This is a genomic window from Acinetobacter thutiue, assembly GCF_030385805.1.
Taxonomy (GTDB): Bacteria; Pseudomonadota; Gammaproteobacteria; order Pseudomonadales; family Moraxellaceae; genus Acinetobacter; species Acinetobacter corruptisaponis.
Genome location: NZ_JAUDZE010000001.1, coordinates 252,338 through 271,055 on the forward strand (window position 1 = coordinate 252,338; position 18,718 = coordinate 271,055).

The window sequence follows — 18,718 nt, forward strand, 5'->3', positions numbered from 1 at the left end:
AAAATATTAAACAAAACTGTTCAAAATGCAATTTATTTGTAAAATTTATATTTTGCCATGCTCTATTTGAATATTTTTTTATAAAAAATATATCCCTTTGAAATCTATAGTTTTTAATAATATGAACAAATATTGACTAATTTGAACAATAATGTTCAAATTAACTGTAACAAGTATTTGAGAAAGACAACATGACAAACGCTCATACATTGACATCCCAAGTGGTTAAATTTGGTCAAAGACAGATTTTCTTAAGTGAACAAGGTGAGGGCTTTCCGATCCTGATGTTGCATGGCGGTGGGCCAGGTGCTTCTGGCTTATCGAATTACTCTAAAAATATTGACGCATTGGCAAAAAAATATCGTGTGCTGATTCCTGATATGCAGGGTTATGGTCAGTCTTCAAAAGGCGTAAACCGTGATGATCCATTTGGTGATTTGGCGGATGCCATGCTGGGTTTACTGGATGCGCTAAAAATTAAGCAAGTCCACATCATTGGCAATTCGCTTGGTGGCGCATGTGGTTTACGCATGGCGTTAGAACAACCACACCGAGTTGCCAGTCTGGTGCTTATGGGACCTGGCGGTATCAATACCACCAAAGGCTTACCAACTAAAGGTCTGAACTGCCTATTAAATTACTACGGTGGCAAAGGTCCAAGTATGGACAAGCTGAGAACCTTTATCCGTGAATACCTCGTATTCGATGGCAGTCAGGTTCCAGAAAGCGTGATTCGTGAACGTTTCCAAGCCAGTCTTGATCCAGAGGTTGTTGCAGCACCGCCATTAAGACGACCTACGGGATTAAAAGGGGCGATTCGCATGGACTTCACTCGTGATTCCCGACTGAAAAAATGCAAAGTCCCGACTTTGGTGGTTTGGGGAGCGAATGATTTGGTTAATCGTCCAAGTGGCGCACTGACTTTACAGAAAATCATGCCGAATTGTGATGTGTATTTATTTGCCAATACAGGCCACTGGGTGCAGTGGGAAAGAGCGGACGAATTTAACCAGTTGAGTCTAAATTTCTTTGCCAGACAGAGCAATGTTTGAAAAGGTGAGCATATGAATAGCACCACAGTAGATCAGGATATTTTTGGTTCAGTACGCATGGGTTATGCGGTGATTGAATCCAATAAATTACAAGAATGGAAAACTTTTCTGCAACAAGGGCTGGGACTGCATTTTAATGCAGATGAAAAGTTAATTAATGAACTCAGCTTTCGTATGGACAATCATGCCAAACGCTTGATGGTGCAAAAAGGAAAATCAGAAGATTTTGTCGCATTGGGTTGGCAGGTTAAAGATCAAAACACCCTAGATATTATTCTTGGACGCTTGGCTGAACGTGATATTGCCGTTGAAAAAAGTACGCAGGCTGAGGCAGAGCAGCGAGGTGTTAAACAGTTTTGGCGCATTGTTGGGCCGAAAAGACAGAATATCGAGCTGTTTGTTGAAGCCAAGCTGAGTGATGAACCCCTGAATATGTTGTCGAGTGGTTTTGTCACAGGTGCTGGGGGTATGGGGCATGTGGCGATTACCTCTCGCAAGCCTGTAAAAATGCAGCGTTTCTGGCAGGAAATTTTTGATGCCCGTGTCAGTGATTATATTGAGCAAGTCATCAGTGGCGTGACGCTGGATATTACTTTCCTGCGTTTGAATGAGCGTCATCATTCCGTTGCAATTGCCACCACACGAGAAGTTAATCTTGACCCGATTCGCAGCAAAGTACAGCACATGAATTTACAGGGTGCGTCTTTAGATGATTTATCCAATGCCTTTCAGCGTTGTAAACAGCTTGGCTATGAAATGGCGCATGAGATTGGGCAGCATCCAAATGACAAGGAATTGTCTTTTTATGTGATTAGCCCATCAGGTTTTGAGATTGAGTTGGGTTGGGCACCGTTGGTTGTCGATGAAAAAACATGGCAAACCACGAAATATTTTGCAATCAGTTCATGGGGACATAAACCTGAGAATCCGAGCAAAATTTATATGCTCTCTACCAATTTAGGTAATTTAAAGCAGGGAATCTCTACCGTGATTCATCCTGAATATTCTCCCATCTAGTTTTAGGGGTTCTAAACATGACAGGTCAGAAATTAAAAAAATCAACATCAGAAAATGTAGATGTAGTGATTGCAGGACTAGGACCAACTGGATTGGTATTGGCACATATTTTAGGCAAACGTGGACATCAGGTGTTGGTGTTGGAACGTGAACCTGTATTTTATGGTAATGCTCGTGCGGTCTATACCGATGATGAGTGTATGCGTATTTTCCAGTCGATTGATATGGCGGAAGAGCTGCAAAAAGATATGCTACTGGATACGCCTGTGCAACTGGTACGTCCAGATGGCACTGTGATTGCACAATACAAGCCGCTAAAACGTCCATTCGGTTGGTCGGTGGTGAATTTCTATTATCAGCCGTATTTAGAAACGTCTTTAACCAATGCTTTAAGCAAATATCCAAACGTTAAAATTTTGCGTGGACGTGAACTGATTAATTTTAATCAGGATGAAAATAGTGTCACTGTGATTCATCAAGCCACACAAATTTATCGTTTTAGTGATGAGTCTGATGTCAAAACCGAAGCACAGGGTGATAGCGATATTCAGCAAGTCACTGCTCGTTACTTGGTCGGTTCAGATGGTGGACGCAGTACAGTGCGTGCCAAACTTGGCATTGAAATGTCAGGAAAAAACTTCCCAGAGCCGTGGCTCGTGGTGGATTTAAAGCAAAAAGACCGCAATAAAGGCTTACGTCACTTACCTTATTTTAATTTTGTGGTAGACCCCGATTTGCCAGTTGTGAGTTGTGTACAACCTGATGGATTCCATCGCTTTGAGTTTATGCTGAAAAAAGGTCAAACCAAAGAATATATGGAGCAGCCTGAAACGGTACGCATGTTGTTATCCAAATTCGTAAATCCTGATGATTTCGAAGTAAAGCGTAAACTGGTTTATACCTTTAATGCTTTGGTTGCCAATCAATGGCGAGATAAACGTGTACTTTTGGCAGGTGATGCTGCGCATATGACTCCACAATTTATGGGACAAGGTGCAAGTTCTGGTATTCGTGATGCAGGTAATTTGGGTTGGAAACTTAGTGCGGTACTCAATGGTCAGGCAGGCGAAAAACTGTTAGATAGTTATGAAAGTGAACGCCGTGACCATGCCAAAGCTATGATTCAGGGTTCAGTGCTATTAAAAGACCTTGTTTCAATGACCAATCCAGTGGTCGGAAAAATCCGTGATGGCGTGATTAAAGGTGTGCTTGCAACGCCTAAACTCAAAGAATGGGGGCAGGAGGGCGGCTTTAAGCCAAAACCTATTTATACTAAAGGGCAGTATTTTGGTTTACCACGTCAGCATCGCTCTAGTCCAGAGGGAACACTATCCCCACAGCCAAAGGTCATAGGTTTTGATGGCAAACAAATCTTACTGGATGCTTTATTAGGGGATGGCTATGCCCTCATTGGTCTGGGCGTAGACCCAAGTCAAGCCTTGTCGCAGACCTCTAAACAATTGCTCAAACAGTTGGGTTGTCAATTGATTACGCTATACCCCTATGCGGAACGTCCACAAAACCATACGCCAACCAACCTAAACCCTGATGTGCTGGAAGTGGAAGATATCGAGGGCAATATGGTGAACTGGTTACGTAAAACAGGTCACAATCAACCCGTCGCATTATTACGCCCAGACCGATTTACCTTTGCTGTCGCTAAGCAGGCAGAAATCAATGCGGTGATTCAGCAATTACAGCAGCAATTGGAAATCGGTGGGGTGAGCGCATGAGCTTAAATACACAATCGCATTTACATGCCGCAGCCGAAGCACTGAGAGAGGCGCGTGAATCTAGACAAACGATTGCCCCGATCACCAAGACTTATCAAGTATCAGGGTTGGACGAAGCCTATGCTGTAGCACAAATCAACACTGAATATAAAGTCAGTCAAGGTGCAAGAATTATTGGTAAGAAAGTCGGTCTGACCTCAAAAGCAGTGCAACAGCAGCTTGGTGTGGATCAGCCAGATTTTGGGATTTTGTTCGATGATATGGAATATCTGGACGGTGATGCCGTTCCCGTTAGCCAACTCATGCAGCCTAAAATCGAAGCGGAAATTGCCTTTATTCTCGGTAAAGATTTATCAGGTCAAGCCCCATCTTGGGGAGAGTTTTTGGCTGCCTTAGCCTATGCCGTACCTGCTTTGGAAATTGTAGATAGTGCCATTCAGGACTGGAAAATTACCCTAGAGGATACCGTTGCAGATAATGCTTCTTGTGGTCTGTATCTGTTGGGAAGCCAACCTGTAGCGATTGGTTCAGTGAGTTTTGCTGAAACAGGTATGCAGCTTGATGTCAATGGTGAAATACGTTCCGTCGGTTCTGGAGCAGCCTGTTTAGGGCATCCGCTCAAGGCAGCATGGTGGTTAGCCAAAACAATGGCGGAACGGGGTATCTCCTTAAAAGCGGGTGAGGTCATTTTATCGGGTGCATTAGGGCCTATGGTGAATGTGAAAGCGGGTGATCTTGTGAGCGCACGTATTGGCAGTTTGGGCACGATCAGTTGCCAGTTGGTATAGGAAGCAGTGATGAGTACTCCAAAAATAAAAGCAGCCATTATCGGTAGTGGCAATATTGGCAGTGATTTAATGATCAAAATGTTGCGTTACGGGCAACATCTGGAAATTGCGGCAATGGTCGGTATCGACCCTGAATCAGACGGTTTAGCCCGTGCTCAACGAATGGACGTTGTCACTACCCATCGGGGCGTGCAGGGGCTGATTGATTTACCTGAATTTAAAGACATTGATATTGTTTTTGATGCAACCTCTGCTGGGGCACATATTAAAAATGATGCTTTATTAAGACAACATAAGCCGAATATCCGTATGGTGGATTTAACCCCTGCGGCAATTGGTCCTTATTGCGTTCCTGTGGTGAATCTGGAACAACACATTGACCAGCTCAATGTCAATATGGTGACCTGTGGTGGACAGGCGACTATTCCAATGGTTGCAGCAGTCTCGAAAGTTGCCAAAGTTCATTATGCTGAAATTGTGGCATCTATTTCCAGTAAATCGGCAGGTCCGGGAACGCGAGCAAATATTGATGAATTTACCGAAACCACATCAAAGGCACTGGAAACAGTCGGTGGCGCAGCAAAAGGCAAGGCGATTATTGTTCTCAATCCAGCCGAACCACCATTATTGATGCGTGATACGGTGTATGTGCTGTCTGAAGCTGCGGATCAGGCTGCGGTTGAAGCCTCGATTGAGCAGATGGTGGCTGAGGTGCAAAAATATGTTGCTGGCTATCGCCTAAAACAAAAAGTCCAGTTTGAGGTGATTCCTGAATCTGCACCACTTAATATTGCAGGCTTAGGTAAATTTTCTGGGCTAAAAACCAGTGTGTTTTTAGAAGTTGAGGGTGCAGCGCATTATTTACCTGCCTATGCTGGCAATCTGGATATTATGACTTCAGCAGCATTGGCAACAGGTGAAAAAATGGCGGCATCACTCCAATCACAACGTGCATCGGTTGAGGGCTAAGCGATGGATAAGATCAAAAAATTATATATTTCCGATGTGACTTTACGTGATGGCAGTCATGCAGTACGTCATCAGTACTCCATCCAAAATGTACAGGATATTGCCAAAGCCTTAGATGAAGCAAAAGTAGACAGTATCGAAATTGCACACGGTGACGGATTGCAAGGCTCAAGCTTTAACTATGGCTTTGGTGCGCATACTGATCTGGAATGGATTGAAGCCGCCGCTGATGTGCTGACACATTCCCAAATTGCGACTTTGTTGTTGCCAGGGATTGGTACTATTCACGACCTCAAGGCAGCTTATAATGCGGGTGCTCGAGTTGTTCGTGTGGCAACACATTGTACCGAAGCTGACATTTCCAAGCAGCATATCGAATATGCCAGAGAATTGGGCATGGATACCGTGGGCTTCCTGATGATGAGCCACATGACCACACCTGAGGCATTGGCACAACAGGGTAAGTTAATGGAATCCTACGGTGCAGAATGCATTTATGTGGTGGATTCAGGCGGTGCAATGACCATGCAGGATATTCGTGACCGCTTCCGTGCCATGAAAGATGTTCTTAAACCCGAAACACAGACAGGGATTCATGCCCACCATAACTTAAGCTTGGGTGTTGCCAATTCGATTGTGGCAGTAGAGGAAGGTTGTGATCGTATTGATGCCAGTCTGGCAGGCATGGGCGCAGGTGCAGGTAATGCACCATTGGAAGTGTTTATTGCTGCGGCTGAACGTTTGGGTTGGCATCATGGAACAGATTTATTTACTTTAATGAATGCTGCTGATGAACTGGTGAGACCTTTACAGGATCGACCTGTGCGTGTGGATCGTGAAACATTGGCACTCGGTTATGCGGGAGTCTATTCAAGTTTCTTGCGTCACGCCGAAATCGCCTCTAAACGTTATGGCTTAAATACTGTTGATATTTTAGTGGAATTGGGTCGCCGCCGTATGGTGGGTGGGCAGGAAGATATGATTGTTGATGTCGCTTTAGACTTATTAAAACAGCAACAGGCAGGATAACAGCATGTCTCAATTTAAATTAAATGGCAAAGTGGCATTTATCACGGGTGCAAACTCAGGAATCGGTGCAGTCACTGCAAGAGAATTGGCATTACAAGGTTACCACGTATTTTTGGCTTGTCGCTCTCAACAAAAAGCTCAACCTGTACTTCAGGAAATCCAAAGCCTCAGTTTTGGACGAGCAAAAGCAGAATTTATTCAGTTGGATTTAGCTGATTTAGATTCTGTACGTCAGTGTGCAGCCCAGTTTCTTTCTCGAAATCTACCATTGCATTTACTAATTGCCAATGCAGGTTTAGCTGGTCAGAAAGGCATGACCACTTCAGGATTTGAACTGACATTTGGAGTTTGTCATGTTGGACATTTCCTTTTAACACAGTTATTGACTGAAAAATTAATTGAGTCCAAACCTGCACGAGTGGTGGTGGTGTCAAGTAAAGCCCATCGACATGCTCAGGGAATTGATTTTAATGCTGTATTGCAGTTCACCAATAGTTTCGGTGGTTTAAAAGAGTATGCGGTCGCCAAACTCGCCAATATTCTGTTTGCAAAAGAATTGGGTCGCCGTTTGTATGGCACAGGCGTGACCACTTATGCAGTACATCCTGGGGTGGTGTCTACCAATGTATGGCGGAGTTTGCCAAAACCTTTGGTCAAGCTTATGGGACGTTTTATGATTAGCCCAGAAGCGGGCGCAAAAACTACACTGCATTGTGCCACCCAGCCACAGCTTGCTGGCGATACAGGTTTCTATTATGAAGACTGTAAAGTGAAAGTATCTTCCCATGCTGCTCAAAATATAAATTTAGCCAATGCGCTATGGGAAAAAAGCCTTACTTGGGTCAAACAGTAGGGCCTGTTGATATTTTATCCATGCCTTGCGTTACAGGCTAAAACAACATAAATCTAAAATTTAAGATACAAGGACGTATCTTAATTTAAAGAGGAGAATAAGATGGATAACTTTGTACCCCCAGAAGAAAACTACGGTAAGTGGGGACGTGATTTAGAACGTTGGTATTTTAATCCCGTGTTTTTAAACTCGGATCAACTCAATATGTCCAAACCCGCTTTATTTGTTGGCAATCATACACTGTATGGTCTGTTGGATGTTCCTCTTATTCTGGAACATCTACGAGAGCAACATGGTGTTCATTTGCGTTCATTGGGTGATCGTATGCACTTTCATGTGCCGATCTGGAAAGACATCCTCACTAAAGGCGGTATGGTACTGGGAACGCCAGAAAACTGTCATGCACTGATGTCGAGTGGTCAGTCCATCATGGTGTTTCCTGGTGGTGCAAGAGAAGTCATGCGCCGTAAAGGTGAAAAATATCAACTCATCTGGAAAAAGCGTACTGGTTTTGCCCGCCTTGCAATAGAACATGGCTATGACATTATTCCTTTTGCTTCGGTTGGGGCTGATGACTGTTTTGATATTGTGATTGATGCCAATGATATTCAGCAAAATAATACTGCACAAAAACTCCTAAATACATTGAAACTCAATGAAAAATTAAGAGGTGGAGATATATTGCCACCGATTCCTACAGGTTTAGGTTATTTACCGATTCCTAAGCCACAACGTTTTTATTTTAGTTTTGGGGAAAGAATCCCAACTGCTCATGTGGAAAATAACGAACAAGAGATCTGGAATATACGGGAGCAGGTGGCACAGTCGATTGAAAAACAGATTCTAGACCTGAAACAGTATCGAGAATCTGACAAACAACAAAACTGGGGTTGGTTACGAAAGAAATTGACCAGAAGTTTTAATGATTAGAAAAAACTGTATAATCATTCCTACATCTGTTCAAATATCATGATTTGGTTTAAAGGGTCTTAACGTGCGTTTATCTTCATCACAGCAAAGAATTCATAAGACAGCTTTAAAACTTTTTGCTGAAAAAGGTTCGACTAATATTAGTATCAGTGAATTGGCTTCAGCTTCTGGTGTGGCTCGTGGCACAATTTATAATAATCAGCTAGATCCTGATACCTTATTTGAAGACATCGCATCTCAGCTCGCGGAAGAAATGAATGCACGTGTTATTAAAACACTCGGGGATGAACCAGATTCGGCGATTCGCCTTGCCACTGGCGTTCGTATGTATATTCGTAGAGCCCATGAAGAGTCGGATTGGGGACGATTTATATGCCGTTTTGCTTTCAGTTCAAAATCATTAATGGCCTTATGGTCAAGTCATGATTCACCACTGCCAGATGTAATGGCTGGTTTAGACAGCAAGCGATATATATTCCGTGAGGATCAACTGCTTTCCATCATGTCTTTGATTGCGGGCTCTGTTTTGACATCTATTTTTCTTGTATTAGAGGGGCATAAAACTTGGAGAGATGCAGGTACTGAAATTGCTGAGTTATTGCTATATGCAATGGGCGTAGATCGTGATGAAGCCTACGGGATTGCAAGAAGAGAATTACCACCTTTATTAGAGTTATAAAGAATATCTAAAAAAGCCTGAAATTTTATTTCAGGCTTTTTTATCTGAAAAAATTTCTATTTATTTAAACTAATATATTGAAAGATATTCAGAAAGGTTTGCAGCAGTCAGTTCAGGCTTTGAATTGAAAAATGTCCCATTATGTCTTAAACACAGTGGGACGTATTAAGTTAGGCTAATTTTTGATATGGTTCATATTGAAGATCCGCAATTTGCTTATCCCAGAATTGTTGCCATAAATCACAATATTCAAAACTTATTTTAGCAATCAGTTCATAGTCATTTTCAGTACATGCCTGAGCCAGAACGAACCACAAGTCATCTTCATGATCATCATCTGCTGCTTCAGCAGTTTCATCATGAGAAACCCCATGAACATAGTAATAGCCACTATCCACATCAAAGCCAACAGCATGTGTTGCCTGACGTAAAGCTGGACTAAACAAAATAACCTCTTCCTCTGCCACGGCTAAAAGTGCTGCAACAGCCTTGTAGTCATTAAATGAATTTTCTAGATATGTTCGTACTTTCTCTGCAATTAAGGATGGCTGGTAGGCATTACGCTCAGTTTCACTAATTCCAAAGTCATTTAACACATCTTCAAACAAAGGATAGTGAGCGTATTCAGGGTTGCCTGAATAATAACCATCCTGATCCAAACCAGGGCGGAAACCAAACTCATCCAGAATGTTTAACGTCAACAGGAAACGGGGAAACATTTTGGAACCAGATTTAAGACGGGGTTCAAGCTGTCTGGTCTGGAATTGTGCCATGAGTAGGGCATCAGTAAACACCTGCACGATGGCATGGCGATATTCCAAATGAATCTTCTGTAATGATTCCTTATCAATCACTCCATCATTAAGCATTTGAATCGCAGGATGCCTAGACACGGGATGACTGGAAATATCAGCTCTTAGCTTATTTAAAAAGGCGATGTTTTTTTCCCAGACTTCAGTCGAAATACTTCTTTTCATTCCGTCTAAAGCATTTTTTCTTGGGTCATTAAAGTTTTCGAATTTTATTGCCATGATATATATATCCTTTTAATTTATATTATTGCTATATCCTGATTGCTTCTAGATTGGCTTTTATTTGCATCTTGCTACTTGCTATAACCAGAAGCTAATTTTTTTGGATTGATAGAATATAAAATCTTTTTTTGCTTAAATCAATTTTTTAATAGTACTAAATAAATTTAATTTTAATTTAAATGTGGTTAATATTTATGTGTAGTTTAATTTAATAATTAATTTAATTTAAATTTTTGTTAAATTAATTTTAATAGTTATGTTTTCTACTTAAGTATCAAGATATTTTATAGTAGTTGTTTTGTTGCATGAGTTGAATTAGCATGGAGTGAATATGGAAACATAAAAAATATGGCTGCCAGACTCGTTCCAGCTCTGCCATTAAAATATATTAGAAATTTTAAAGGAAAATAAAGATGTCAAAAAAAGAAGATATTATTAAAACGGCTTTAAATCTATTCAATCTTCATAGTTATGGTTCCGTTGGGGTGGATCGAATCATTCTTGAGTCTGGTGTGGCAAAAATGACTTTCTATAAATATTTTCCGTCCAAGGAAAAACTGATAGAGGTTTGTTTAGAAAGAAGAAATGAGAATATCCAGGCTGAGATCCTAGCGACTTTAGACCAAAAAAGAGAGGATGACTACTTAGGCAGAATCAAGGCCATTTATTTATGGTATCTGGACTGGTTTAAGTCGGATGACTTTAATGGCTGCATGTTCCAAAAAGCAACGGTTGAAATCTTAAAGCAATATCCCTCTGTGGCCCGTCCTATAGAAGAATATCGCCAATGGCTGAGCCAGCTTTCAGAAGATTTATTTACTAAGGTTAAGGTGACCGAACCCCATGTTTTAGCTTCAATGTTTATTAATATTTTAGATGGAATGACGGTTTACGCTAAAATGAGTCAGGACTATCTACAAATAGAACAGTCATGGAGTTATATAGAAAGACTGGTAATAATGGATCAATCTAATAATGTTTTACCTGAAGCGAGTTAGAGTAGGCTATTGTTTTTATTCTAGGAGTGGTTTAATGATGGTGGTAGGATGCTATATGTAAATAATGGTATCTATTTTAAAGGTCAGTAGGGGTAATGTGTATGAAAACTTGATTGTTATTTCGTGGTTTAAGCTATTAAATACTGACCACTCATATTGCCATTTTTAGTTTATAGGGTAGGCAATAAGATTATTATAATCATTGAGTCAACCAGTTTAACTTCTATATATCGACCAAATATTTAACAAATTAATAATAGCCTTAGTTCATCCTCCTTTTCAGTAGGAGCTTTATGAACACAGGGCAAGACTTTTTGTGTTGGATGATCTACTGCTAAACGCCAAAGATGCCCTGAGCCTAAATTTATGGGGTGTGCATTGGGTTTAGGTTGATAATGCAGATCAAAAAAATAGTCTTCCAGAAAATTTTCAAATTCAGCCTCTGAACCATCATGTAATTTTTTGAGTTTTTCCCTGATTTCTGGAATCAAAATTTTCTGTTCAACCTGATCATTGGGCAGGATTTCACTTGCAGGGCCATGATAGGTACATAGAAAAGTATCCGTTTCGATAGGTGAGCGATCAACATGATAGGAATAGACATCTGTTGAAATGAAATCGAGTTCTTCGTCGCGTTCATAACTTTTAATTAAGTTAAGAGATGGGGATGCTCCAAAATCAGCTAATAGCTGGATATCCTCCAAGATAATTTTTCTTGCCAAATCGCCTTTTTCTGAAAGTTGCAGTGCTAAAAGATCTTTAATGGAGACTTCTGTGATGCTTTCTTTTAACTCAAGTTTGGCCACAATCTCTTTAAAGTCGCCAACCAAATTTCTATACCAGCAAATGGCATTCATATCTCCTTGAAAATTTCTGTTTATAAGTTCAGAAAAAGTAGAAACCACGCCAATTTGATTGCTATTGGAAAATTTATTCTTCATATCAGGGTTAAACTATAGATCGCACCCTCATTATATACTTGGCTTTATAGAAATATTGTGTTTCGATCTAAAATGGTTTTAATTATGACAGTTCAAATTATAAGATCTGATTACTTTAGCCAAGTAAATCAATCAAAGAACAAGGTAATAGGGCTTTCATCAGGAGGCTTTGGATTATTATTTCGCACAGCAATGCAGGATCAGTTTTAAGGTGTGAGAGGAAAGGGGTTTAGCTATTCAGTAAATGTTGCAATAGTCAGCCTAGGCATTGAATTAAAAAATATTCTTTAAAAGAAACAGGGACTAAGTTTATTAACCCCTGTTTAATTAAGATCATTTAAATCTTGAGTTTTTTTAACCCACGACTTACACCATTTTGCAGGGCTGCTTTAACGATTGGCCCAATAAAAGGAAGTCTACCCTTGAAAGTAATGGTGTAGTCTAAACGGGTACGATTATTTCCCAGATCAGTAAACTTCATCACACCTCGGTGGTTTTTTATCGGTGTAATACCGCTGGTAATGGCGTACTCAATCAGTTCATTTTCTTGATAGACCAGATTGGTCTCAACAAATGATGGTGACAGTGGAATTGACATTTTACGGGCAGAGCCGACACCATTACGTGCATCCTCGCCATTAGCTATACGGGTAACTTTAGCTGGCGCAAAGATTTTGCTTAGGTTTTCGTGTTCACTCAAGATGGCAAAGACCTTTTCTACAGGTGCATTAAATTCTTGTATGATCTTGACATGTTGTGTTTTTAACATTGAGCATTCCCTCTGAATAAATTGACATGGATGATTGTCAGATTGATGATGTTAGCACCCTTTAATTTTTTAGGGAATTGTAGTCTGTCGGAGTTTTTCTATTTGATTTCATTGTTTTTATAATGACTAGGAGCCATGCCAGTCCAGCGTTTATAGGCTTGGGAAAACGTTGATAAATCAGAAAAACCTAAAATTTCTGCGACTTGGGTTAAGCTTAAACCTTTAGATAAAAGTACATCAGCACGATGATGCAGTATTTCATTTTGAATGAGTCTAAATGAGGTATTTTCTTCCTGTAACCGCCTTTTAAGGGTACGCTCACTTGTATTCAATCTATTTGCAATATGACCTAGACTGAGTAATACACCAGATGGAGCATTCATTAAAAAGTCACGGACAATCATGGTCGTTGTTAATGTGGTATGGCGTTGAGTGATAAGTTCCATACACAGCCTTTCACACATTGCAGCAGTGTTCGAATTTGTATGCGGTAGTGGATGTTGCAACTGTGCAATATTGAATCTTAAAACATTATTTTCTTGACCGAATTGAATGCCTGTTCCTAAATATGTTTTAGGAACATCAATTAGAGGATGTGATGGTTCTGGATATTTAAGATGAAATGCATCTAATTGAAAAGAACTCTCATAAATGTCATTGATGACTCTTGAAGTGGCTGCCTCGCTCGTTCAAGAACAAATTGCTGTAGCTCTGGTGTGAAATCTACAGGTTCAATAAAATGAATTAGGCATTGTCCATTGTCTTGATAAAAACTAATTTTCACAAAGGTATAGGTTAATGCGAGATAACGTTGTACAAGATTCATTGCATCTAAACCTGTTGCACTGCTCATGAGTGCATAACCTAGAATGCCATAAGTTGTTAGTTGATGCCTGAACCCTGCAATTAAACCCAATCCAGCCGTATTTGTGGATAAAAGATCAATTAAATTATCAATGACACTCACTTCTTCATTAGGTGTTACAACGCAGTTTACGTCGCTTAATCTAGTAAGCGTTAGCCCAGTACCCGTTAATAATTGAGCTTTTTGTATTTTGAGTTGTTCACCCAGTTCTAATAATAATTGCACACTTGATGGGACTCGGAGATAGTCTTGAAACTCTAACATTGATTGGCCTAAATACTAAAACCTATGTCCTAATCTAGCATGGCTGATTTTAACGCGGAAGCCTAACATTCAATTATCCGATATGAATGAGTAGGACTAGATATGAATTCAGTTCAACCAATTAAGTCGACAAGTATTATACGTAATTTTATCCATAAATTAGGTATAACCAGCTTGATGGCATGTGTAATGACTACCTCTTCAGCTAAAGAAATAAAAATAGGAGACTCGGCTATGGGTTATCAAAATCAGGTTGCATGGCAGCAAATCGAACAATTTCTTCCATCAGAATTCCATATTCCTAAAGATCAATTACCAACAGAAGAATGGTGGGCTTGGAATGGTAACAACATACATTTAGATACTTACCGAAATCCAAAGGCGAAGATTAAGGTGATCCTATTTCATGGTGTTGGAACCAATGGTCGACAGATGTCGATGATTTTAGGCAAGCCTTTGGCTGATTGTGGTTATGAAACCATTGCAGTGGACATGCCTGGTTATGGTGTAACCCAAGTAGGCAAAGGCAAGGTGATTCGTTATGACGATTGGGTTCAGGCTGGAAGCGACTTAATTGATGTCGAACTGGCAAAAGATAATTGTCCAGTTGTTTTATATGGTTTAAGTGCAGGTGGGATGCTGACCTATCACGTAGCGGCAAAAAATAAAAAAGTTAAGGCCATAGTCGGTATGACATTTCTTGATACCAGCAGTCAGGTGGTTAAAGATACGGTTGCCAATAACCTATTTATGAGTCGTGTTGGTACGCCAATTACACACTGGACGGCTAAAACACCGTTAGCATCCATGCGTGTTCCAATGAGCTGGGCAAGTAAAATGAGTACCTTGGTAAACAATAAAGATGCTTTGAAAGTTTTTATGAAAGATAAAACCTCAGCAGGAAATTCAGTCTCACTGACTTTTTTAGACTCATATATTCATTATAGGCCAGAAGTTACAGCAGAAGACTTTGAAGTCTGCCCAGTATTGTTGACCCAACCTGCAAAAGACCGCTGGACACCATTAGATTTAAGTACACCATTCCTGAGCCGTATCAAGAAAGTTCCTGTAAAAACAGTGATGTTGGAAAATGCGGGGCATTATCCGCTAGAACAACCAGGGTTATCTCAAATGGTTGAGACGATTGATAGTTTTTATCAAACCATAGTGAAATAACGGGTATTACTTTACCCGTTTTCTGTCTCTGCCAGTAATTGATTAATCAACAACCTGTACTGGGTACATTTTAGAAATAAGGATAATGAACAATGACCAAACTAATGATCTATGGTGCTTATGGCTACACTGGTGAGTTGATGGTACATGAGGCAATCCGTCGAGGAATTAAACCTGTGATTGCAGGTCGCTCAAAAGAGAAATTAAGATCTTTGGAAGAGCAATACAAATTAGAAAGCAGAGCTTTTTATACCAGTAATATTGTTGAGTATCTTGATGATATTACTGTGGTTTTAAACTGTGCAGGGCCTTTTGTGTCTACAGCACCTGCTTTTGTTGAAGCTTGTTTGCAAAAAAAGATTGATTATATTGACATCACAGGGGAAATTCCTGTCTTTCAATATTGTCATGAGCAAGACCAACGCGCCAAAGTTGCTGGAATTGTTTTATGCCCAGGCGCGGGATTTGACATTGTGCCAACAGACTGCCTAGCTGCTAGTCTGAAAGAACGATTGCCAGATGCAACTCATATTGATATTGGATTTAACTTTGGTACTCGACCAAGTATCGGTACGATTAAAACGGCAATTGAGGGAGCTGCAACAGGTGGTTTGATCCGTAGAGACAATCAACTTCTCTCTGTTCCACAGGGGTATCGTATCCGTAAATTATCCTTTCCAAATGGAAGTCGATGGAGTGTTTCATTTCCTTGGGGAGATGTTTTTACCGCAGAAATTTCTACCAATACGCCAAATGGAATTGTTTATGCAGCAATGCCACTGTATTTAGCTGTTTTTCTTAACCAGTTTCTTAAAACCGATCTTCGCCAATAAAGCTGTATCTAATATGCTCAACAAGTTAGCTGAAAGATTCTTTGCAAATGGTCCACAGACTGAGGCATTAGAGACTGAATGTACAGAATTTTGGGCTGAAGCAAGAAATGCGAAAGGGGAGAAAGTCACATGTCAGATGTCAGGGCCGAATGTGTATAGATTGACTGTAGATACGAGTTTGGCAATTGCACAACATTGTATGGAAAACCCAAATAAATCAGGATATTCAACGCCATCGATGCTTATGGGCAGTGATTTCTTTTCAAAGCGACCAAGTGTACAGACAAGCTTTTTCTATTAGAAACACTTTATTTTAGGAAAGACCTGCTTTGGGCACTTAAGTTTATCTGATATGGCGATAAAGCTTAAATTTAATCTCTATATCTTAGCAATTTGGACCAGCCAAAAAGGGTGAATAAAAGAGAAAATTATTCTGAGTTCCACTTTCAAAGCTTATAACCTATAATGAATATCAGAGATATTTCTCAAACCTCATCTCTTTTTCTTTTTGTTATTATGCCCTTATTTTCTCAGTGTTTAGATCAGAAGCAGTTCTGTATTCTAGTCGAATATATATGTTCAACTGGAAATACCTTAGCTGTAACACAAAGCATTGCTGGCTTTCCAGCAATGATGACTTTGGCAGATCGGGTACATAGTGATGAAGATCCAGAGCCTATCGATGTTGCTAAGCATTATCCTCAATCCATTGAAAAGTTAATACATTTTTCAGGCAAGGGCAGGGATATTAATGAGTTTGAGGAATTTCTTGATCAGGCTGAACAGTTAGGTGAACGTAACCTTTTACTACTCACAGGCGATAAGCTAAAAAAGCATCAGTTTGGCAAAGAGAATACCAATGAGCGTACACGCTATTTAGAGTCTGTTAATGCAGTCATGACAGCGAAAAAAAGGAATGGATTTAATATTGGTGTTGCCTTTAATCCGTTTAAATATACTGAAGCTGAGCGCGATGCACAGTATTTAAAATTACATAAAAAAATTAAGGCTGGTGCGGACTTTCTAATCACTCAACTGGGTTTTGATTTGGACAAAATCAAGCAAACCAAAAAATGTCTGATAGAAGATTATCCACACTTTCCCTTGATTGCTTGTGTCATGCCACTCACATTAAGGCGAGCAAAATTTATGCTTAGGCATCAGGTGGCTGGAATTGTTATTCCCAAACATCTGCTCCATGTTCTTGAACAGGAATATCAAGCTGACCCGATTCAGGCTGAAAAGAATGTCTATGCCCGTTGTGCCTTACAAATTTTAATTTGTCAGCATTTAGGTTATGTAGGTGTGCATTTATCTGCCTGTCATAAACAGGATGAACAGCAGCAATTGGAACAGGCATTACAACATTATCAGGGACTTTCTTTAAAAGAATGTGAGATGGAGTGGAACGCATTATGGCAGGCTGAAACAGAGAAAGTATTTCAGCCAGAGGTTAAAATCTTTGCCAAAAAAGTCAGCACCAAACAATTACTAAAATATAAAACCATGCACTGGATGCACAATATTCTTTTTGATTCACGCCCTGCAATGGGTGTGGGGCGATTTGTATTTAAGGCATCATTCTGGAACAAACCGAAAGCCAGTCATCTTTTACTCAAGGTTGAGCATCTGAGTAAGCGGAGTATTGTCGGATGTGAAAGCTGTGGGCAGTGTCGTTTGAGTGAAACCCTGTATATCTGTCCAGAGACTTGTCCCAAAGGTCTAGCAAATGGACCATGTGGTGGGACAAGTTTAGACCGTTGTGAATTTGGTGATCGTGAATGTATTCATTCGATCAAAGCCAGACTTGCCAAAGCAGTTCAGCAAACAGAATTGCTCAAAACCGAGTTGATTCCAACAGTTGCGATTACAACTCGGCAAAGCAGTTCATGGAAAAACTGGTATTTGGCGACAGAGGCTTAAGCTTCATCATCCATTGCATTTGAATAGAACTTCACACCAATCTGAATACGGTCACGACCATTGCTCATACGCCAACGATTTGTATCTCTAAGTGAGTAGACACAACCGCAATATTCTTGCTGATAGAACTCTTCTTTTTTGCTGATTTCTAGCATACGAACAGCACCACCATGCTTGCGCCAGTTATAGTCCCAATAGCTAATTCCCTCATAATGCGAAGCAGAGCGATGACCACAGTCATTAATCTGCTGCATATTCTTCCAACGGGAAATGCCCAAAGAACTACTGATCAGGCTAAAGCCATTTTCTGCGGCATACAATGCGGTGCGTTCAAAACGCATATCAAAGCACATGGTACAGCGAATACCTTTTTCAGGTTCATTTTCCATGCCTTTGGCACGTTCAAACCAGTTGTCAGTGTCATAGTCGCAGTCAATAAATGGGATATTGTGCTTTTCTGCAAAGCGAATATTTTCTTCTTTGCGGATTAGATATTCTTTTACGGGATGAATGTTGGGATTATAAAAAAAGATCGAAAAGTCGATGCCAGATTCGATTAAAGTCTCCATCACTTCACCTGAGCAAGGGGCACAGCAGGAATGCAGCAGCAATTTGTCATGCCCTTTGGGAAGCGTCAATTTTTGGCGTTCAAGTTTGTTTGACATATGAATAAGGCTTCAATCTAATCTCTGTATTCTATTTTAGAGATCTGGATGAGTTAAAGAGGGAGGAATATCCTGATATTTTTTCAGGTTAAGATGAAAAATGCTCATGCTCTAAGGCTGAAAGCTACAGAATACGTAAACATGAATTAAATTCATCTTTTTATGAAATTAACTTGTTTTTATTCATGTCATGATTTCGG

Annotated in this window: 20 protein-coding genes; 14 read left to right on the forward strand and 6 right to left on the reverse strand. The window is 40.2% G+C overall.

The annotated features are described in order from the left end of the window. Positions 1–191: 191 nt before the first annotated feature. The 9 genes from QTA56_RS01250 (at position 192) to QTA56_RS01290 (ending at position 9,050) form a co-directional block, all read left to right on the forward strand. Positions 192–1,052 carry an alpha/beta fold hydrolase gene (locus QTA56_RS01250; protein WP_267979139.1) on the forward strand — a complete coding sequence of 287 codons (861 nt, stop codon included), beginning with the start codon at positions 192–194 and terminating at the stop codon, positions 1,050–1,052. A gap of 12 nt (positions 1,053–1,064) precedes the next feature. Continuing rightward, complete coding sequence (locus tag QTA56_RS01255; protein WP_267979140.1) at positions 1,065–2,069, forward strand: VOC family protein; 1,005 nt, start codon at positions 1,065–1,067, stop codon at positions 2,067–2,069. Positions 2,070–2,086: 17 nt separating this feature from the next. After that, positions 2,087–3,802, forward strand: a complete 1,716-nt coding sequence (gene mhpA, locus QTA56_RS01260) for a bifunctional 3-(3-hydroxy-phenyl)propionate/3-hydroxycinnamic acid hydroxylase MhpA (RefSeq protein WP_267979141.1) — start codon at positions 2,087–2,089, stop codon at positions 3,800–3,802. After that, on the forward strand, positions 3,799–4,590 hold the full coding sequence (locus QTA56_RS01265) for a 2-keto-4-pentenoate hydratase (RefSeq protein ID WP_267979142.1): 792 nt from the start codon (positions 3,799–3,801) through the stop codon (positions 4,588–4,590). The genes mhpA and QTA56_RS01265 overlap by 4 nt, the downstream gene beginning before the upstream one ends. 9 nt (positions 4,591–4,599) lie before the next feature. Continuing rightward, positions 4,600–5,559 (forward strand): acetaldehyde dehydrogenase (acetylating), encoded by a 960-nt coding sequence (locus tag QTA56_RS01270; RefSeq protein ID WP_267979143.1) that lies wholly within the window; start codon positions 4,600–4,602, stop codon positions 5,557–5,559. A 3-nt stretch (positions 5,560–5,562) separates the two neighbouring features. Then, positions 5,563–6,588 carry a 4-hydroxy-2-oxovalerate aldolase gene (gene dmpG / locus QTA56_RS01275; RefSeq protein ID WP_267979144.1) on the forward strand — a complete coding sequence of 342 codons (1,026 nt, stop codon included), beginning with the start codon at positions 5,563–5,565 and terminating at the stop codon, positions 6,586–6,588. A gap of 4 nt (positions 6,589–6,592) precedes the next feature. Continuing rightward, positions 6,593–7,441, forward strand: coding sequence for an SDR family oxidoreductase (locus tag QTA56_RS01280; protein ID WP_267979145.1), 849 nt, complete (start codon positions 6,593–6,595; stop codon positions 7,439–7,441). Between the two features lie 102 nt (positions 7,442–7,543). Continuing rightward, positions 7,544–8,371, forward strand: coding sequence for a lysophospholipid acyltransferase family protein (locus tag QTA56_RS01285; protein WP_267979146.1), 828 nt, complete (start codon positions 7,544–7,546; stop codon positions 8,369–8,371). A gap of 64 nt (positions 8,372–8,435) precedes the next feature. Further along, complete coding sequence (locus QTA56_RS01290) at positions 8,436–9,050, forward strand: TetR/AcrR family transcriptional regulator (protein ID WP_267979147.1); 615 nt, start codon at positions 8,436–8,438, stop codon at positions 9,048–9,050. A 170-nt stretch (positions 9,051–9,220) separates the two neighbouring features. On the opposite strand, the gene QTA56_RS01295 is transcribed toward QTA56_RS01290, so the two are convergent. Beyond that, positions 9,221–10,081 (reverse strand): iron-containing redox enzyme family protein, encoded by an 861-nt coding sequence (locus QTA56_RS01295; protein ID WP_267979148.1) that lies wholly within the window; start codon positions 10,079–10,081, stop codon positions 9,221–9,223. Between the two features lie 416 nt (positions 10,082–10,497). On the opposite strand from QTA56_RS01295, the gene QTA56_RS01300 reads away from it, so the two are divergent. After that, positions 10,498–11,082: a TetR/AcrR family transcriptional regulator gene (locus QTA56_RS01300; protein WP_267979149.1), complete on the forward strand. Its 585-nt coding sequence runs from the start codon at positions 10,498–10,500 to the stop codon at positions 11,080–11,082. Between the two features lie 242 nt (positions 11,083–11,324). Here the strand turns inward: QTA56_RS01300 and QTA56_RS01305 are convergent, their stop codons facing one another. The 4 genes from QTA56_RS01305 to QTA56_RS01320 form a co-directional block, all read right to left on the reverse strand. Further along, positions 11,325–12,023, reverse strand: a complete 699-nt coding sequence (locus QTA56_RS01305) for a DUF1826 domain-containing protein (RefSeq protein WP_267979150.1) — start codon at positions 12,021–12,023, stop codon at positions 11,325–11,327. Positions 12,024–12,360: 337 nt separating this feature from the next. Next, on the reverse strand, positions 12,361–12,792 hold the full coding sequence (locus QTA56_RS01310; protein WP_267979151.1) for an SRPBCC family protein: 432 nt from the start codon (positions 12,790–12,792) through the stop codon (positions 12,361–12,363). A gap of 98 nt (positions 12,793–12,890) precedes the next feature. Then, positions 12,891–13,238: a helix-turn-helix transcriptional regulator gene (locus QTA56_RS01315; RefSeq protein ID WP_267979152.1), complete on the reverse strand. Its 348-nt coding sequence runs from the start codon at positions 13,236–13,238 to the stop codon at positions 12,891–12,893. A gap of 182 nt (positions 13,239–13,420) precedes the next feature. After that, positions 13,421–13,921: an AraC family transcriptional regulator ligand-binding domain-containing protein gene (locus QTA56_RS01320; RefSeq protein WP_267979153.1), complete on the reverse strand. Its 501-nt coding sequence runs from the start codon at positions 13,919–13,921 to the stop codon at positions 13,421–13,423. A 102-nt stretch (positions 13,922–14,023) separates the two neighbouring features. On the opposite strand from QTA56_RS01320, the gene QTA56_RS01325 reads away from it, so the two are divergent. From QTA56_RS01325 to QTA56_RS01340, 4 genes are all read left to right on the forward strand, one after another. Continuing rightward, positions 14,024–15,097: an alpha/beta hydrolase gene (locus tag QTA56_RS01325; RefSeq protein WP_267979154.1), complete on the forward strand. Its 1,074-nt coding sequence runs from the start codon at positions 14,024–14,026 to the stop codon at positions 15,095–15,097. A gap of 92 nt (positions 15,098–15,189) precedes the next feature. Continuing rightward, the gene (locus QTA56_RS01330; protein WP_267979155.1) at positions 15,190–15,930 is read left to right on the forward strand and encodes a saccharopine dehydrogenase family protein; all 741 of its coding nucleotides are present in this window, start codon (positions 15,190–15,192) and stop codon (positions 15,928–15,930) included. A gap of 13 nt (positions 15,931–15,943) precedes the next feature. Further along, complete coding sequence (locus tag QTA56_RS01335; RefSeq protein WP_267979156.1) at positions 15,944–16,231, forward strand: hypothetical protein; 288 nt, start codon at positions 15,944–15,946, stop codon at positions 16,229–16,231. 215 nt (positions 16,232–16,446) lie between these two features. Then, positions 16,447–17,853 (forward strand): methylenetetrahydrofolate reductase C-terminal domain-containing protein, encoded by a 1,407-nt coding sequence (locus QTA56_RS01340; RefSeq protein ID WP_267979157.1) that lies wholly within the window; start codon positions 16,447–16,449, stop codon positions 17,851–17,853. Here the strand turns inward: QTA56_RS01340 and QTA56_RS01345 are convergent. Next, positions 17,850–18,518, reverse strand: a complete 669-nt coding sequence (locus tag QTA56_RS01345; RefSeq protein ID WP_267979158.1) for an epoxyqueuosine reductase QueH — start codon at positions 18,516–18,518, stop codon at positions 17,850–17,852. The two genes, QTA56_RS01340 and QTA56_RS01345, sit on opposite strands and share 4 nt — an antisense overlap. Positions 18,519–18,718: the final 200 nt, after the last annotated feature.

Bases quoted from the DNA above. Each gene is read 5' to 3' on its own strand.
- QTA56_RS01250 (WP_267979139.1), top strand. From the start codon at position 192: ATGACAAACGCTCATACATTGACATCCCAAGTGGTTAAATTTGGTCAA.
- QTA56_RS01255 (WP_267979140.1), top strand. From the start codon at position 1,065: ATGAATAGCACCACAGTAGATCAGGATATTTTTGGTTCAGTACGCATG.
- mhpA (WP_267979141.1), top strand. From the start codon at position 2,087: ATGACAGGTCAGAAATTAAAAAAATCAACATCAGAAAATGTAGATGTA.
- QTA56_RS01265 (WP_267979142.1), top strand. From the start codon at position 3,799: ATGAGCTTAAATACACAATCGCATTTACATGCCGCAGCCGAAGCACTG.
- QTA56_RS01270 (WP_267979143.1), top strand. From the start codon at position 4,600: ATGAGTACTCCAAAAATAAAAGCAGCCATTATCGGTAGTGGCAATATT.
- dmpG (WP_267979144.1), top strand. From the start codon at position 5,563: ATGGATAAGATCAAAAAATTATATATTTCCGATGTGACTTTACGTGAT.
- QTA56_RS01280 (WP_267979145.1), top strand. From the start codon at position 6,593: ATGTCTCAATTTAAATTAAATGGCAAAGTGGCATTTATCACGGGTGCA.
- QTA56_RS01285 (WP_267979146.1), top strand. From the start codon at position 7,544: ATGGATAACTTTGTACCCCCAGAAGAAAACTACGGTAAGTGGGGACGT.
- QTA56_RS01295 (WP_267979148.1), bottom strand. From the start codon at position 10,081: ATGGCAATAAAATTCGAAAACTTTAATGACCCAAGAAAAAATGCTTTA.
- QTA56_RS01300 (WP_267979149.1), top strand. From the start codon at position 10,498: ATGTCAAAAAAAGAAGATATTATTAAAACGGCTTTAAATCTATTCAAT.
- QTA56_RS01305 (WP_267979150.1), bottom strand. From the start codon at position 12,023: ATGAAGAATAAATTTTCCAATAGCAATCAAATTGGCGTGGTTTCTACT.
- QTA56_RS01310 (WP_267979151.1), bottom strand. From the start codon at position 12,792: ATGTTAAAAACACAACATGTCAAGATCATACAAGAATTTAATGCACCT.
- QTA56_RS01315 (WP_267979152.1), bottom strand. From the start codon at position 13,238: ATGGAACTTATCACTCAACGCCATACCACATTAACAACGACCATGATT.
- QTA56_RS01320 (WP_267979153.1), bottom strand. From the start codon at position 13,921: ATGTTAGAGTTTCAAGACTATCTCCGAGTCCCATCAAGTGTGCAATTA.
- QTA56_RS01325 (WP_267979154.1), top strand. From the start codon at position 14,024: ATGAATTCAGTTCAACCAATTAAGTCGACAAGTATTATACGTAATTTT.
- QTA56_RS01330 (WP_267979155.1), top strand. From the start codon at position 15,190: ATGACCAAACTAATGATCTATGGTGCTTATGGCTACACTGGTGAGTTG.
- QTA56_RS01335 (WP_267979156.1), top strand. From the start codon at position 15,944: ATGCTCAACAAGTTAGCTGAAAGATTCTTTGCAAATGGTCCACAGACT.
- QTA56_RS01340 (WP_267979157.1), top strand. From the start codon at position 16,447: ATGCCCTTATTTTCTCAGTGTTTAGATCAGAAGCAGTTCTGTATTCTA.
- QTA56_RS01345 (WP_267979158.1), bottom strand. From the start codon at position 18,518: ATGTCAAACAAACTTGAACGCCAAAAATTGACGCTTCCCAAAGGGCAT.